Below are 16,201 nucleotides of genomic sequence, written 5' to 3'. Positions count from 1 at the left end.
GCAGCAAGATGAGCATGCAAACTGAGCCGGTGTTTGGAAAGATCATCGTCGTGGATCCCATCCCGTTTCGCGGTGGCTCCAAGGTTGCGACCGAAGTGCTGCTCGATGAGTTGGCCAAGCGGATGCCCGGGCTCACATGCCATGTGTTGACCCAGGATCCCGACTCCTGGCCCCGCTGTGAGCATCATTCCCTTTGGCTGCCCCACATATTGAAGGGGCGGGAGTCCGGCATCGGCTATCTGCTCAAACAGGGGTGGCAAACCTTGCTGATCCTCTGGCTGGTGTTGCGTCTGGGGGAGGTGAAGTGCCTGGTGGCGGCGTCAGGGCCTGGGGTGGATCTCTGTTGTTACTGGGCGGCCCGCTGGTTGCGGTGCCGGGTGGTTCAGCTGATCCATGGCCCTGTGGGGTGCTCGGGGCTCTCTGCCAGAGCATTGCAACGGGCGAGTTTTGTGTTTTATCTGGAATCAACCCGCAGCTCCCTGGCGGCATTGCTGGCCCGGCTTGGCGAGACCGAGTTCCCGTCACACTGGCAGCCATTTACCAATGGTTTGAGCGAGATTGATTGGCCCAAAGCGACTCTGGGGGGGCCTCGTATTTTGTGGGCGGCCTCGTTGCTGCGCTGGAAGGGACTGGAGACCATGCTGGCCGCCCATCAACTGATCCCTGACGCTCGCCCCGAGCTGATGGTGTGCTATCTGCAGCCCAAGGGCACACTGCAACCCTGCAGCCAGCCCCAGCCACAACTGCCAGACACCTATTGGTATGCCAACCCCGCCAATCTTGACGAGATCCGAGCTCAATGCGGCATTTTTGTCTCCACCAGTCATCAGGAGCCCTTTGGCCTCTCCATTCTGGAGGCCATGGCGGCAGGATTATGCGTAGTGATCCCGGCCGATGGGGCCTGGTGGGATCGACACCTCACCGATGACGTGAATTGCCGCAAATATCAGCCAAACGATCCCGGCGATCTGGCGCAGGTGCTGGCCAGCCTCAACACCATGCCCGACGTGGTCAAGCGACTTGGCCATCATGCCCGCCTGCATGCCATGGTCCATTACAACGCGGCAGATACCTATCAAAGCACACTGGATCAGTGGGAAGGCATGTTGCGATGGGATGCGTTGAGCCTTGCCGTGCATGGTTAGCGCGCAGTGATTCCCCACGGGAAGGATGGTGGCGTATGAGGGACTTATGGTCAGACTGGTTGCGGGAGGCTGGGTGACTCCGCCACTCTGATGCAGTTACGGCCGGATGATTTGGCGGTGTAGAGCGCAGCATCAGCCAGTTTGACCAGTTCAGATGGCTGCCAGTGACTCGATGGTCTGAGGCAGGCAACACCCATGCTAACTGTCACCAGACCGTTGGCATTTTGTGCGTGTGGCTGCGCCAGTGCAAAAATCAGCCGCTGGATATGTTGGGCAATTTCATAGGCGGATTGACGCTCGACATGTGGCAGCAGGATGACAAATTCCTCTCCGCCGTAGCGGGCCACCAACTCCTCCGAGCGGCGCCCGGATTGCGCCAGGGTATGGGCCAGCAATCGAAGGCACTCGTCACCGGCAACGTGGCCATAGAGGTCGTTGAACTGCTTGAAATGATCGATGTCGAGCATGATGAGCGCAATCGGCATCTCTGTCTGAATGCAGCGCTTCCAGGCCTGGTTCAATGAGTTGTCGAACAGACGACGGTTGCCGATATTGGTTAGCCCGTCGGTATTGCTGAGCGCTTCCAGTTTCCGGTTCGCTTCCGCCAGCTCCTTGGTTCTGAGCTCGATAATGAGCTCCAGCTCATGTTGGCGCTCCTCCAGACTGGTCATCGGGTAAATTTCGCTTTCCCGAGCCGCACTGTAAGGGATGGAGATACTGCTGTGCGCAATTTTCCACGCCATGGCTTCGTGTCGAAAAATCAATACCAGTCTGGCGGTTCTGCGGGAGAGGATAGGTTCTGATTTCGGTAGATGGATATGAAAGAAGGCGGTGACTGCTACCACATCAGCGGCCAGATCTTGCAGGGTTACATCGAGTGTTTCCAGGCGGATCTCGTTCGGGATCTGGGCAAAATCGCGGCGGGTTATCCGGATCCACTCATCCCTATCGGTAACCAGAACATCACTGCTGCCGGCAAAACCGCTGAAATTGTCGCTAAACCGCGTGGTGAGCCGATCATCCCGTGATGAATACATCTCGATGTACTCATCAAACAGTGAGCGGATCAACTGTTCCCGTTCAGTGGTCATTGCGCTGGGCCCATGTGAAGTGGTCACGTTTTTCAAACGTTCGATTGAACTATAGTCAATTATGTCATTTTAATTGGCTATCTATCTTGATTTTTCTCGTTTTTTTGTTCGATCACCGTTATTGGCAAGTGTCCGTAAGGTCAGTCAGAACAAGGTGCCATGGAGAGGATTAGCATGGCTGTCCGGTGCATATCCTCCCCATCTCTATTACGCATCGGGGTGACCACCGGTGACAAGACGGCGGGTCTGCATGCAGATCCCCAGACTGCAGGCATCAGGTAACCCAGAGTGCCTCGCGGCGATCAATGGCTGGCGAGATAGGGGCTGATATCCACCTCGTCAATGAGCTCCGGGCTCATGTAACGCTTGGCATAGCGCAGGAAGACGCCAGAGCGGAGAAAGAGCGCAAACAGCTCGGGGTCGATATGGTGATCCTGTTGCATGAATCCCATGATGCGGATGGCCTCCGAGAGAGATTTGGCTTTCTTGTAGGGGCGATCGCCGGCGGTCAGCGCCTCGAAGATATCGGCGATGGCCATCATCCGGGCAGGGATGCTCATCTCGTCCCGTTTCAGCCGCTTGGGATAACCAGTGCCATCCATCTTCTCATGGTGTCCCCCTGCGATTTCCGGCACCTGTTTCAGGTTGGCGGGGAAGGGGAGTTTTTCGAGCATGATGATGGTCTGGATCATGTGCTCGTTGATCTTGTAGCGCTCCTCATCTGTGAGGGTGCCCCGGCGGATGGCGAGGTTGTAGAGCTCGCCGCGGTTATAGAGGTATTCAGGGGTGTTGACCTGAAATCCCCAAGGGTTGTCAGGGGCAAGGCGGTCGCGGTTGCTGCGGGTGAAGAGGTGATCCGGGCGATCGGCCAACAAGGGTTCGGTGACCGGCAGCGGTGACTCCGCGGCCCGCTGCTTGCGCGCCAGTTCATCCTGAGAGATCCCAATCCGATCGGAGAGCGTGCGCTGCCAGGTGCGGCCCGCGATCTGCTGCAGCCTTGCAATATCCTCTGTGGCCATAAATTCGCCCCCTTCGTTGCAACGGGCGATAAAGGCAAACTCCTCATCCAGCTGTTGCCACTGCTGTTGCAGCGTGGCCTGTAACGCGGCCTCATCACCCCCATGGAGACGTGCCTGCCAGTAGGCAATCTCGGCATCCCGTTTCAGCACTTCAAAGCGCATCCTGACCTCGTGAATGCGATCGCACAGGGTTTCCAGCTTGGTGGCCTTGTCGACCACAAACTCCGGAGTGGTGACTTTGCCGCAATCGTGCAGCCAAGCCGCGATATGTATTGCTTCCCACTGTTTTTCATCGAGCGAAAAGTGTTGGAAGGGGCCCTCCTTGGCCTCACATGCCGCTTCTGCCAGCATCTTGGTCAGTTCGGGGACTCGCTGACAGTGGCCACCGGTATAGGGGCTCTTGGCATCGATGGCCCCTGCGATGAGCTGGATAAAGGCCTCCAGCAGATTGCGCTGCTCCTCCAGCAGCCGCTGGGTGGTGAGTGCCACGGCGGCGGTGGAAGAGAGCGCGTTGACAAATGCCATCCGCTGCGGGGTCAGGGACTTCTTCCGTTCATCGATCAGAAACACCAGGGTGCCGAGCAGTTGGCCATCACGGTTTTTCAGGGCAATCGGCCAGAAGGTCAGCGGCGTGTCGCTCTCCTCAATGTAGGGAAACAGGATCTGCAATTCGCTGGTGACCAACGCAACGGGTTCCAGTTCTACTCCTTGCAAGCTCTGGAACAGTGGATGTTTTGGCTGATTGAGGGTTCCGATACTGTGGATCGGCGTTTGCTCCTGCACCTCGCCATTCCAGCACAACCCTGCCAGATCCAGCGTCTTGTTGCCGCTATCGGAGAGGTAGAGCATGCAGCCTGTTGCACCGGTCAGTTGCTGCATTTCGGTGAGCAGCCGCACCAGCAAGCGGGGGAAACTGGTCTCGCTGGAGAGGGAGGTGGAAAGCTGCAAAAAGCGCTGAATGGTCGATTTCATGTCGCCCATGGCTCGGGAGAGATCGATGATTTCGGCAATATAGGTGTTGACCCTGACCGGGTCGTTGAAGTCGAAGCTGGCAATTTTCTCCGTCTCTTGCGTCAGGGCATCGAGGGGCCTGGCGGCGGTTCTGGCCAGCACGATGGCGGCGAAGAGGGCCAGGATCAGAAAGATCCCTGACAAAAAGAAGGTCTGATTGCGAATGGTGAAGGCGGTGGCCAGCAACTCATCGACAGGTGCTGCAATCCAGAGGGTTAATTTTGACCCATCGGCTTCCGGTAAAGTGATACGCATTCCTTGCCAATCATTGCCCTCTGATTTAAAGGAAAGACTATCTGCCTTCTGATTCTGACTGGCATTCATCAAGTGTTGGATCATAGGCAGGTCGGCTTCGGTCACTCTTGCAAGTCGATAAGCGCCATTTTCATGAATCACCATCCCACCTTTATGACTTGTCATTAGCTCGCCCTGCTCATTGACGATGGCTAGACGCATATTGGGGGTTATCTTGGCGGATTTGAGCAGGCGCTCGATAGCTCGGAGGTTCAGGCTCATCCCTATGACGCCAGCCCCATTTTGCATTGGTTCGGCAAAACTCAGGTACATCTCCTGAGTATCGTGCGAGATATAGAGAGGGGATTGCACCAGCTGTCCACTCTGCTTGGCCTGAATAAACCATGGATGCTCTATTGGATCAAAAAATTGTCCTGATTCCTCTTGCCGTTCAATGATGGTGAGATTGTCGGCCAGCGCGAAGGTCTCCGTAAGAGTGGTTGCCTCTTGATGCCGGATGCTCTTCACGATCCAGCGGGTATTGGCGGGCGGCGTTAGGTGTTGTACCTCGGTGTCGGCAGGCCAGCGCATGAGCCAGAATAGATCGCCGTTGTTGTAACCGGCATACACCGCGTTGGCAGAAGGTTGTCCTTTGAGCAGGGTTGTCATGTAGGGAAGGCTGGCCATTCGCTCTGACAGGGTCTTGGCTTCGGTCAGGCGCTGTTGGGCGAGCAGATTGACGCTTAAAGCTGAGGTGCTGAACAGCCCTTCTAAAGCCTGAGTGGTGATTTGGCCAATCAGGGTGAATCTGTCTTCCGCCTCTTTCATCAGCATGGTTTTGGTTTGCCGATATTGGTGACCAAGAGTGATCAAGGCAAACACCAGCAATAAACCCAGAAAAAGATGGGCAATATGAACATACAAGGGGATAACGCGGCGAATGAGACTCATGTTATCTCCTTAAATGGATGGGTTTGTTGAGTGGGGTATAAATGAGATAACCCAACAGGATAATGGGTAGCTTCATGGTGTTCGCCCTTGCTGCTTGCATTAAAGAGACCCCGTTGCGTAAACCACCAGATGACGATAAATGGAAAGGGGTGATAAATCCTTTTGTTTATTCACCCATCGCAGTAGCCAAAAATGATCCACGGCGATGTTACCGCAGAGTTCTGTGATCGTGATTCTTTTCACTCTGGATATGGATTGAAACCCTCTTTTTGTGGGAAGTACGCCGAGATATTCAGCAGCCTGGTTTCTTCATCCAGCGATACAGTAACGGTAGCGCCATGGGCTTCCAGCATGATTTTGCCATGATAGCCATTGTGACTGTGTGCTTCTTTGTTGTTATTAGAGGATGGGAATCTGTCGAACAGAGAGAGGACATTGTTGATATCCAGCAAGGTCGAGCTATCAATATTTAAAATAATGCTGTCGGGGAATTTCAGACAGACAATTTCCACGCAGGAGGAGGGCGCCGCATGCTCACAAGCGAGCCGTGTCAATATTTGAAACGCGGAATAACAGAGAAATTCGTCACCTGCGATGAATAGCTCGTCATAAAGGTAATTTTTGGGTTTGGTCAGCTTGATATCGAGCTTTTTCCCGGCATAGAGATTTTTGAATTGCACCGAAAGCCGGTTGAAAATATTAAAGAGCTGGACTTTACCCGCTTTCAAAACAAAGGTGCCGGTTTCAATCTGGTAAATCTCGCTGGCCAGCCGGGTCAATGCCAGCGCATCGCCTACAGATTTTCTGGTGATGGATAGCTGGGTTTTTTGGAGCATGTTGAGCGATGAGTCGGCCGCCAGCTCTTCCAGCAGGTGTAGCGCGTTGAGCAGGGGCTCCCGAATTTCATAGCGGATATTGAACTCGAGGCTCTCTTTGAGCGCATTGAGCTCAAGCATCTGATCGAACTCTTTTTGCAGATCTCTTCTGGCATGCACCAGCCGCATCAGATTGGCAATGCGAAAACGCAGCATCTCGATGTCGATCGGCTTGGTGATAAAATCGACGGCCCCCAGTTTCATCGCCCGTTTACGGGAATAGATATCATCCAGTGCCGTCATAAAGACGATGGGGATGTGCTCAGAGTGGGGATGTTCACGCAAAATTCTGGCGACATCGAATCCGTTCAGGTTGGGCATCATGATATCGAGCAGCACCAGATCGGGTGGATTATCCGATTGGCAGATCCTGATCGCTTTTTCGCCATCCTTGACCAACTTGAGATGAAACTCTTTGCGAAATACCGAGGTGATCAGCATCAAATTATCTGGAACATCGTCAACCACCAGAATGGTTGGACTATCCTGATTGCTGGCGACCAGATCGCTGTTGGAAAAACGGTGCAAACGACCGAATTCAAATTGTGAAAGTGGTGGCTGCGACTGGCTGGTTGCCAACAGTAGCCGAGTAATCCTGGTTTTAAGGGTATCGGGCTTGAGCGGGGTCAAGATAATGTCAGAGACTTTCGCCTGGACAAATTGTTCGATCAATGGGCGATCTGTCCCTGAGGTCAGGGTCAAAAAAGGCAGTGTGTGATGAGGTGCCCTACTGCGAATATTTTTCAGCAGCGTGAGCAAGTTTGCCGAATCGAGATCGATATTGCAGATGATCATGGCGGCAGGGCCATCAGCCACGCAACGTTCCAGCGCCTCGACACTCTCCACCACCGTAATCTGGCTTATGCCAATGGCTCGTAACTGATTGCATAGCGCATCGCTGTGCACATTATCTTTTTCCAGTACCAGCGTGGGGCCGGAAATTATTTTTGCTATGTCCATATGGCTATCTGATGTGCCCATCTGTCGCTGTATCCTGCCAGCTCATTTTGAGCATGATAATATAGGGTGCATGACCCTGGTCAACCGATACCTCTGCTACCTTGCGCTGGAAATATAAATCTGCAAGCTGGCTCATGACCCAACGTGATAAAGAGAGCAATCCGATATCATCATACCGTTGGTGCTGACCCATCTTCTGATGGTGTACAACCGCCATTACCCCATATCCACTTTTTCTTGTATCCGATTTATCCCTTGTGAGTTGCTGGCTCCTGTCGGGTTGTGCGCACATTTCAACCGGGTTGTCATGGCTGCCTGTCGGGGGATCCGTTATGGTGTGAGAAAGGTTGGCAGGGGTCGCCATCCTCCATCTTGGCAGGGAGAATCACGAGATATGGAACATCTTGCCCCGAGCGCGGCTCATCCTATGGTGCTGCTGGTTGATGATAAGAGTGGCTGCCACAATTTGATGAATACGCTGCTCGGTGAGTGCCTTTTATTGCACGTCTTCTCCTGTGAGGCGGTGCTGATGATGGTCAGGCAGAACGATGGAGCATGCTGTCAACCATGAAATCGCGTCTCTGGCACATTACTGCCGTGCTGTTGCTCTCCCTGATGTTGGCCACGCTGGTCGATGCCTTCTATCTGGAGCTGGAGCGGCAGGAGTATCGCCAGTCGCTGGATACCCGCATTCAGCGCGAGGGCGACAATCTGCAGCAACTGACCCTCTCAAGCAAGGGGATGGGGGCGGTGCAACTGGCTGGCCGCCTCAACCGCGAGATCCAGCAATCGTCACTGCTCGAGCGGGGGGAGCTGAGCCCGAGCGAAGCTCTGCAGGTGTTGGCGCAGGGGGTGAAGGCCAATCATGCCTTTGTTACCAATAAAGCAGGGGTGATTGTCCGTGATTGGGATGCGCTTGGCCGCCATGTCGTCGGGCAGGATGTGTCGTTTCGCTCCTACTTCAGGCAAGGGCTCAAGGGGCTGGAAACAGTAGATGCCGGGGTTAGCCTCAATACCGGCAAGCGGATGATCTATGTGGCGGCGCCAGTCTCTCACGATCGGGCGCAAGGAAGCGACATTACTGGGGTGGTGGTGGCGCGTTACGAGATGGCGCTGCTCGATACCTTTCTGGCCGGGTGGGGCGATACCATCGGTTTGCTGGTCTCGCCAGATGGAGTGGTGATGGCCAGCAACAAGAGCGATTGGCAAATGGCAGTGGTGGGGCCAAACTCTGCCGCCAGGCAACAGCAGCTCTTTGCCTCTCGCCTATATGGACACTACTTTGCCCCGGATCGCAAACCGGTGATCCTGCCTGCACTCGATGGCAGTGAAGTTCGGATAGGGAAAGATAGCTATCTGGTGAGCCGCATGCCTATCGAGTGGCACGATGCCAAAGGGCAGTGGACGCTGCTGCTGTTGGGCAATGTGGAACAGGCCGTGTCAGGATGGCGGCGAGTGGCCTTGTTCGGCACCGCCCTGTTGATATGTCTGAGCTCGGCCCTGCTCTGGCAGGGGCGGATGTTGCGTCGCCGCAGCATTCGCGAGCGCAACGAGCAGTTTGCCTTCCAGCAGGCGTTGATCGATACCCTGCCACATCCTCTCTTCTATACCGACAATCAGGGGCGCCTGCTGGGGGTGAATCGCGCCTTTACCAGCGCATTTGGTGGCGCCCGGCCGGTCGAAGGCAAGCGGCTGGCGGAGTTGCCGCAACTGGCCGGACTGGATGCGGTGGATGAGGGTAACACCTTGCAAAGGGTGGCGGGCAGTCAGGCCAGAACGCAGCATGAGGTGCGCCTGTTTTCGCCGGATGGCCGTCCTCTGGACATGCTCTATTTTCTCTCGGGGATCGAGCTTGCCGAGAGCGAGCGAAGCGGTGCGGTCGGCAGCTTGGTCGACATCACCCCGATCCGTGCCGCCGAGCAGGCCATGCGGGAGGCTCATGACCGGATAGCGGCAGATCGCCAGCGGCTGCACGAGAGCGAGCAGCGGATCCAGTCCATGGTGCGCAACGTACCGGGTATGGTCTATCGCTGCTTGCCTCATCATCCCTGGACCATGTTGTTCGTCAGCGACGAGGCGGAAAAATTAACTGGCTATCCCGCCAGCGATTTTGTCGATAACAGCCGCGATTTTGGTGACTTGATCCATCCTGATGACCTCGAACTGAGCAACCGCAATACCATCGATGCCATTGCCGAACATCGGCAATACATCAACGAGTACCGCATCTTCGATCGCTGGGGTCAGCTCCGCTGGGTCTACTCCATCGGACTCGCCACCTATGATGCCGAGGGTAAGGCCATCTATCTGGACGGGATCATCTTCGATTTCAGCGACCGCAAGCAGGCTGAGGCCGCCATGCTAGAAGCTAGGCAGATCGCCGAAGATGCCACCCGAACCAAGAGCGAATTTTTGGCCAACATGAGCCATGAGATCCGCACGCCAATGAATGCCATCATCGGCATGGCCCATCTGGTGCTGCAAACCAGCCTCTCCCCCGAGCAGCACAACTATGTGAGCAAGATAGACAGAGCGGCGAACAACCTGCTCGGGATCCTCAACGACATCCTTGACTTCTCCAAGATGGAGGCGGGCAAGCTGCAACTGGAACAGGTGGATTTCCGGCTCAACGAGGTGTTCGAGTGGCTGGCGGATCTTACGGCGTTTCGGGCGCGGGAAAAGGGGCTGGCGCTGCTGTTCGATCTGGCCGGTGATCTGCCTGACCGTTTACGCGGTGATCCCCTGCGACTTGGCCAGATCCTGCTCAACCTGACCAGCAATGCCATCAAGTTCACCGAGCAGGGAGAGGTGATTGTCCGGCTGGCACGCAGTAACGAGCGAGATGGCAAGATTTGGCTGCAGGGCAGTGTGCAGGATAGCGGTATCGGCATGACAGCCGAGCAGTGCCAGCGTCTCTTCCACTCCTTTGAACAGGCTGACAGCTCGACCACCCGCAAATATGGTGGCACCGGTCTTGGTTTGGCCATCACGCACAATCTGGTGCAACTGATGGACGGTGAGATCCGGGTGGAGAGCGCCCCGGGGCAGGGCAGCGAGTTCCACTTCCGTATCTGTCTCGCCACCCTGGCGGATCAGGGTAAGGAGAAAGAGCAACGTGTAGCCATGCCGCTGGCGCCGCAGCGTCTGCTGTTGCTGGAGTCGTGTCCTGCTTCGCGAGCGGCCATTCTCCACCAGTTGGCGGCGCTGCCTGTTGAGCTTGTCTGCGCGGACGAGCCCGCCGCGCTGCTGGCACTGCTGCATCAAGGCATCGCGGCGTGCAAGCCCTGTGATCGAGTTGTGCTGGGCTGGCTGGAGGGGGAGAGCTGGTTGTCAGAGGTGCTGCAGGAGGTTGGCACGCTGGCAGCGCCGCCCGCGATCTTGCTGATCACCTCGGGCGATCCCGCACCGCTTGCCAGCTATGTTGCTGCGCTGGGGTTGGCGCCGTGTGATGTGCTGGCCCATCCGTTTACCCCGCAGGCACTGTGTCAGGCATTGTGTAAGGCGCAGGGGGGCGATGCCGTGGGACGAGAGGCGTTATCGGATGCAAGCCCCCATCATCAGGTTGCGCTGCCCGCTCATGGGCTGGCGGGTGCTCGTCTGCTGTTGGTGGATGATAACGACATGAACCGGGAGGTGGCGCTGGCCCTGCTGGGCAAGGAGCAGATCTCCCTGGTCTGTGCTTGCGATGGGGCACAGGCGCTCGCCCTGCTGGCGCAAGATCGCGGGTTTGACGGCATCCTGATGGATTGCCAGATGCCGGTGATGGACGGGTACACCGCGACCCGGTTGATCCGCGCCGATCCGGCGCTGGCCCGGATCCCCATTATCGCCATGACAGCCAGCACCATGGTCGGGGATAAAGAGAAGGCGCTGGCGGCAGGCATGAATGACCACATCGCCAAACCCTTGAATATGCCGCTGTTGCTGGCGACCCTCTCGCACTGGATCACACCCGCCAGACCTCTGGCTGCCGCCAGCAAGTTGCAGGTGACTGACGATGCGACCCCTTGGCAAGGCGTGCCCGGCCTTGACGTGCAGCGGGGCATGGCCGTGATGGGGGGCGACAGTGCGCTCTACCGCAATATGTTGCAGCGCTTCTGTAACGGGCAGCAGGGGTTTGAAGCCAGTTTCCACTCGGTGTGGGTATCGGATGACAAGGTCACGGCCCGACGTCTGGCTCACACCCTCAAGGGCAGTGCCAGCACCATAGGGGCGACCGGTGTGGCGGATCAGGCGGCGCTGCTCGAGCAAGCCTGTGAAGAGGGGGATGATGCAGGGGTCGCAACCCGCTTGCCATCCCTGATGGCCGAGCTGAAGCCCCTGCTGTCTGGGCTGGAAGCCGCGCTGGCAGTGTCCCCTGTGACGATGGGCGCTTCCCGAGGCATCGATGCCGGGATGCTGGCGGCGCAACTCCAGCAGTTGGGGGCCTTGCTGGCACAGAGCGATGCCCAGGCGTTGGCGCTTTGTCAGCAGATTGAGGCTGATCTGGCTGGCAGTGCATTGCCGCTGCGTGCTGCATTTCAAGAGGTGAGTCGGGCGGTCAACGAGTTCGAGTTCGATAAGGCGCTGCAGTTGCTGGTACCACTGCTTGGGTGATGGTTAACACCCTTATCGCTTGTCATGTTCATCGTCATCCCAACTCATTTTTTAGGGTTGCCATTGAACAAGAACAATTATCATCTATATCGATAGAGATGGATATTTACGCTCTGGTTAATTACGCAGGGTGACGTGAAGGTAAATAGTGTGAATACGTGCAGTAACATCTGTAACCGGATGAGCGAATGTATCGCGAGTTAAATATGATCACTATGTTGAAGGCAGCCTTCCACCTTGCCTTTTCTATTACCATTAATTTGAATGCAGATTCACGATGATGCGTAAACATATCCGTGAGTGCGATATTTTACTCACCAGCATCCAAGACAATAAAGAGTGGGGGGGAGCGTATTGATATGCATACCTCTGCGGCACCTTTTCATTAAGCGGTGTTAAACGGCAGGGAGGCCAAGCAGGGTTGTACTGCGTGGGCTAGCAGGAGCAATCATCGCCCTTCAGCGCAGGCAAGATGCAAGCAGATATCAAGCGACAGCAGGTAAATCGTGCCGTGCAGGCCGTGCTTGCTACCGGTGGTAGCTGGCCGTGAGACAGTTCTGGTATGGGGAGGCAAGTCAGGAGGTTGTCCCGTGGAGACTGTATGGAATATGCAATGAGATGAGTAAAGATATATTCAATGGATCATTTATTGGTGGGCATCAGTATTGTTAAATGAGCGGTATAGCCAAGATTTCAATCATGTTAATTTGGCTCACAGAGAAAGAGAGGATATGCGGTGATTAATTATTTACTATCCAATTAAGTTCATAAAATTTACGGGGCTGCTAAATATCTCTTTGGGGGTAATTAATTTCATTTGTGATGTGGCTCGCTATGAAAATAGGGGGGAGTCGGTCGAAATTGATAGAGATCAATACTGCAGGGTGGGTGAGTCCTTAGCATTTCCGCTATTAAGCATTTATCAAACAAGTGCTCACTACGGGAATAAGTAGAATGGTCGAGGATAATTTTTTATCGGCTCATGGGATTAATCGCCGTGATTTTATGAAATTGTGTGCCGGGATGGCCGCAACCCTGGGATTAAGTCAGCATGCCGTCGCCAAGATGGCCACTGCGCTCACCAGCCCCGAACGGCCGCCGGTGATCTGGATTGGGGCGCAGGAGTGCACCGGTTGTACCGAATCGCTGCTGCGCGCCACCCACCCCACCATCGAGAACCTGATCCTCAACACCATTTCGCTGGAGTACCACGAGGTACTCTCGGCGGCCTTTGGTCATCAGGCGGAAGAGAACAAGCACAACGCCATCAAGCGCTATAAAGGCAAGTATGTGCTGGTAGTGGATGGCTCCATTCCGCTCAAAGATGGTGGTGTCTACTGCATGGTGGCCGGTGAGCCTATCGTCGACCATATTCGCCGTGCCGCCAGTGATGCCGCTGCCGTCATCGCCATCGGCTCCTGCGCCGCCTGGGGCGGTGTGCCAGCCAGCGGCGGCAACCCGACCGGTGCCGTCAGTCTGGAAGAGGCGCTCGGCAATATCGGCACCCCGATCATCAATATCCCGGGATGCCCGCCCAATCCCCACAACTTCCTCACCACGGTTGCCTACTACATCACCTACGGCAAGCTGCCGGCGCTGGATAGCAAGAAGCGTCCGCTGTTTGCCTATGAGCGGCTGATCCACGAGAACTGCGAGCGCCGTCCGCACTTCGATGCAGGGCGTTTTGCCAAGGAGTTTGGCGATGAGGGCCACCGGCAGGGCTGGTGTCTCTACCACCTGGGCTGCAAAGGGCCGGAGACCTACGGCAACTGCTCGACCCTGGAGTTCTGCGATGTGGGCGGCGGCATCTGGCCGGTCGGCATCGGTCACCCCTGTTATGGCTGTAACGAGCAGGGGGTCGGTTTTAGCAAGGGGATCTTCCAGCTCGCCAAGGTAGAGAATCCGACTCCGAGGGTGGATAAACCCGATGTGAAGATCCAGGAGGGGGGCTATACCTCGCCCACCGCGACTGGCCTGATCGGTGGCGCCCTCGGGGTGCTGGTGGGGGTGAGTCTGATGACGGTGCGTGAACTCGGTCGCCAGCAGAAACGCCACGAAGCCGGGCAGCACCCATCACGGGAGGAGTAGCCGTGAACAGACGAAACTTCCTCAAATTTGCCTCCGTCGGTGCGCTGGCGGCGGGCACAGCCGTACCCGGCACCGCACTGGCGGCGGCCAAGAACAAGCCGCCCATTCCCGGCGCGCTCGGTATGTTGTATGACTCTACCCTTTGCGTCGGCTGTCAGGCCTGTGTGGCGGAGTGTCAGCGCCTCAACGGCAACCCGACCAACCCAGCCGGGGCGCAAACCTGGTCCAACAACGACAAGCTGACCCCTTACACCAACAACATCATTCAGGTGTGGAAGAGCGGCACTGGCGAGCACAAGGATCAGCTGGTGGATGGCTACGCCTACATCAAGAAGCAGTGCATGCACTGTGTCGATCCCAACTGCGTCTCTGTCTGTCCGGTGCAGGCTCTTAAAAAAGATCCCAAGACCGGCATTGTTCACTACGACCCGAGCGTCTGCACCGGCTGTCGCTACTGCATGGTGGGTTGCCCGTTCGATGTGCCCAAATATGACTATGACAACCCGCTGGGGGCGATCCACAAGTGCGAGCTCTGCAACCAGAAAGGGCTTGAGCGGATCGATCAGGGGAAATTGCCCGGGTGTGTCGAGGTGTGCCCCACCGGCGCTGTGATCTTCGGCACCCGCGAGGAGCTGATGGCCGAGGCCAAGCGTCGCCTGCTGGCGACCCCGGGCAGCGCATATGCCTATCCGCGCCAGACCCTCTCTGCCAACGACCCTTACCTGCACGAGGTACCCCACTACCAGCCTTACGTCTATGGCGAGAAGGAGGGGGGCGGCACCCAGGTGCTGGTGCTGGCCGGGGTGCCCTATACCAAGCTCGATATGCCCGATCTGCCGGAGCTCTCCTCCGGTGCCCGCTCCGAGCATATCCAGCACACCCTCTACAAGGGGATGGTGCTGCCCATGGTGGTGCTGACCGGCCTTTCGGTGCTCATTCGCCGCAACACCAAGAATGGTCACGAACACCATCATGACGATGGCCATGATCAGGGGAGTGCGCAGATCAAGGATCAGGGCACCACAAAGGGAGGCAAGGATCATGAGTAATCACAAGGCGTATCCCCTCGGTGGCAAGCTGGTCAGCTGGCCTGTACTGGTGCTGGCCCCCTTTGCCGTGCTGTGCGGCATGTTGATTTTAAAACGCCTCGTCTTCGGGCTGGGCTCGGTCACCGATCTGAATGGCGGCTACCCCTGGGGGCTCTGGATCTCGTTTGATCTCTTGATCGGTACCGGTTTCGCCTGTGGCGGCTGGGCGCTGGCCTGGGCTGTCTATGTGTTCAACCGGGGCGAGTATCACCCGCTGGTGCGACCGGCCCTGTTGGCGAGCCTGTTTGGCTACTCGCTGGGCGGCCTCTCCATCACCATTGACGTCGGCCGTTACTGGAACCTGCCGTACTTCTACCTGCCCGGTCACTTCAACACCTCCTCGGTGCTGTTCGAAACTGCGGTCTGCATGACCATCTATATCGGGGTGATGGCGCTGGAGTTCGCTCCCGTGCTGCTGGAGAAGTTCGGCTGGAAGGCGTCACTTATTCGCCTCAACAAGATCATGTTCTTCGTGCTGGCGCTGGGGGCGTTGCTGCCCACCATGCACCAGTCCTCGATGGGCTCATTGATGATAGTGGCAGGGGAGAAGATCCATCCGCTCTGGCAAAGCTACGAGCTGCTGCCGGTCTTTTCGCTGCTGACCGCATTTATCATGGGCTTCTCCATTGTGGTGTTTGAAGGATCCCTGGTGCAGGCCGGATTGGCGGGGCGGGGCCCCAACGAGAAGTCGCTCTTCTACAAGCTGACCCAGGTGATCGATATCTTCCTGATCCTGTTTGTGGCGCTGCGTTTTGCCGAGATCGTCATCCACGACAAGTCGGCCTACCTCTCCGAGTTCAATCGCTACTCCATCATGTTCTGGAGCGAGATTGCGCTGATGATCTTCCCGTTGCTGGTGTTCCACTGGGACAAGAGCCGCCGGGATTCGCGCATGTTGTTCCTGGGGGCCCTCAGCATGCTGCTGGGCGCCGCCCTCTGGCGGCTGGATTACTCCCTGCTCGCCTTCAACCCCGGCAATGGCTACCACTACTTCCCCTCTGCGGAGGAGGTGCTGATCTCCCTGGGCTTTGTTGCCATCGAGGTGTGTGCCTATTTGCTGTTGATCCGGCTCTTGCCGGTACTGCCATCACTTGAACGTGTTCACCAAGATTATCAGGCCCGAGGGAAAGCCAACGTATGAGC

Annotated in this window: 9 protein-coding genes; 5 read left to right on the top strand and 4 right to left on the bottom strand. The window is 56.6% G+C overall.

The window, feature by feature from the left end; all coding sequences use genetic code 11:
• The first annotated feature begins 8 nt into the window (after positions 1 to 8).
• Positions 9 to 1,145, top strand: a complete 1,137-nt coding sequence (locus tag G5137_RS00850) for a glycosyltransferase family 4 protein (RefSeq protein WP_421235832.1) — start codon at positions 9 to 11, stop codon at positions 1,143 to 1,145.
• A gap of 50 nt (positions 1,146 to 1,195) precedes the next feature.
• Here the strand turns inward: G5137_RS00850 and G5137_RS00845 are convergent, their stop codons facing one another.
• The 4 genes from G5137_RS00845 to G5137_RS00830 all read right to left on the bottom strand — a co-directional run bounded on the left by G5137_RS00845 (position 1,196) and on the right by G5137_RS00830 (position 7,650).
• Positions 1,196 to 2,236 carry a diguanylate cyclase domain-containing protein gene (locus G5137_RS00845; RefSeq protein WP_421254754.1) on the bottom strand — a complete coding sequence of 347 codons (1,041 nt, stop codon included), beginning with the start codon at positions 2,234 to 2,236 and terminating at the stop codon, positions 1,196 to 1,198.
• Between the two features lie 302 nt (positions 2,237 to 2,538).
• Complete coding sequence (locus G5137_RS00840) at positions 2,539 to 5,451, bottom strand: HD domain-containing phosphohydrolase (RefSeq protein ID WP_421222515.1); 2,913 nt, start codon at positions 5,449 to 5,451, stop codon at positions 2,539 to 2,541.
• Positions 5,452 to 5,690: 239 nt separating this feature from the next.
• The gene (locus tag G5137_RS00835) at positions 5,691 to 7,307 is read right to left on the bottom strand and encodes a response regulator (protein ID WP_421254753.1); all 1,617 of its coding nucleotides are present in this window, start codon (positions 7,305 to 7,307) and stop codon (positions 5,691 to 5,693) included.
• Positions 7,291 to 7,650 carry a hypothetical protein gene (locus tag G5137_RS00830; protein ID WP_069553965.1) on the bottom strand — a complete coding sequence of 120 codons (360 nt, stop codon included), beginning with the start codon at positions 7,648 to 7,650 and terminating at the stop codon, positions 7,291 to 7,293. Before G5137_RS00830 ends, G5137_RS00835 begins: the two co-directional genes overlap by 17 nt.
• Before the next feature lie 203 nt (positions 7,651 to 7,853).
• On the opposite strand from G5137_RS00830, the gene G5137_RS00825 reads away from it, so the two are divergent.
• The 4 genes from G5137_RS00825 to hybB all read left to right on the top strand — a co-directional run bounded on the left by G5137_RS00825 (position 7,854) and on the right by hybB (position 16,199).
• On the top strand, positions 7,854 to 11,882 hold the full coding sequence (locus G5137_RS00825; protein WP_421254752.1) for an ATP-binding protein: 4,029 nt from the start codon (positions 7,854 to 7,856) through the stop codon (positions 11,880 to 11,882).
• A 954-nt stretch (positions 11,883 to 12,836) separates the two neighbouring features.
• Positions 12,837 to 13,970, top strand: coding sequence for a hydrogenase 2 small subunit (gene hybO, locus G5137_RS00820; protein WP_047435203.1), 1,134 nt, complete (start codon positions 12,837 to 12,839; stop codon positions 13,968 to 13,970).
• 2 nt (positions 13,971 to 13,972) lie between these two features.
• Positions 13,973 to 15,019 (top strand): hydrogenase 2 operon protein HybA, encoded by a 1,047-nt coding sequence (gene hybA / locus G5137_RS00815; RefSeq protein ID WP_159143598.1) that lies wholly within the window; start codon positions 13,973 to 13,975, stop codon positions 15,017 to 15,019.
• Positions 15,012 to 16,199: a Ni/Fe-hydrogenase cytochrome b subunit gene (gene hybB / locus G5137_RS00810; protein ID WP_421208417.1), complete on the top strand. Its 1,188-nt coding sequence runs from the start codon at positions 15,012 to 15,014 to the stop codon at positions 16,197 to 16,199. The genes hybA and hybB overlap by 8 nt, the downstream gene beginning before the upstream one ends.
• The last annotated feature ends 2 nt before the right edge of the window (positions 16,200 to 16,201 follow it).

The organism is Aeromonas sp. 600282, assembly GCF_049175755.1.
Lineage (GTDB): Bacteria > Pseudomonadota > Gammaproteobacteria > Enterobacterales > Aeromonadaceae > Aeromonas > Aeromonas veronii_A.
The sequence above is the reverse complement of the archived record's forward strand: the minus strand, read 5'-3'. Positions and strand labels throughout refer to the sequence as shown.

Coding starts and splice junctions, on each gene's coding strand:
- G5137_RS00825 (WP_421254752.1), top strand. CDS start 7,854: ATGAAATCGCGTCTCTGGCACATTACTGCCGTGCTGTTGCTCTCCCTG.
- G5137_RS00850 (WP_421235832.1), top strand. CDS start 9: ATGAGCATGCAAACTGAGCCGGTGTTTGGAAAGATCATCGTCGTGGAT.
- G5137_RS00845 (WP_421254754.1), bottom strand. CDS start 2,236: ATGACCACTGAACGGGAACAGTTGATCCGCTCACTGTTTGATGAGTAC.
- G5137_RS00835 (WP_421254753.1), bottom strand. CDS start 7,307: ATGGGCACATCAGATAGCCATATGGACATAGCAAAAATAATTTCCGGC.
- G5137_RS00830 (WP_069553965.1), bottom strand. CDS start 7,650: ATGGCGACCCCTGCCAACCTTTCTCACACCATAACGGATCCCCCGACA.
- hybB (WP_421208417.1), top strand. CDS start 15,012: ATGAGTAATCACAAGGCGTATCCCCTCGGTGGCAAGCTGGTCAGCTGG.
- G5137_RS00840 (WP_421222515.1), bottom strand. CDS start 5,451: ATGAGTCTCATTCGCCGCGTTATCCCCTTGTATGTTCATATTGCCCAT.
- hybO (WP_047435203.1), top strand. CDS start 12,837: ATGGTCGAGGATAATTTTTTATCGGCTCATGGGATTAATCGCCGTGAT.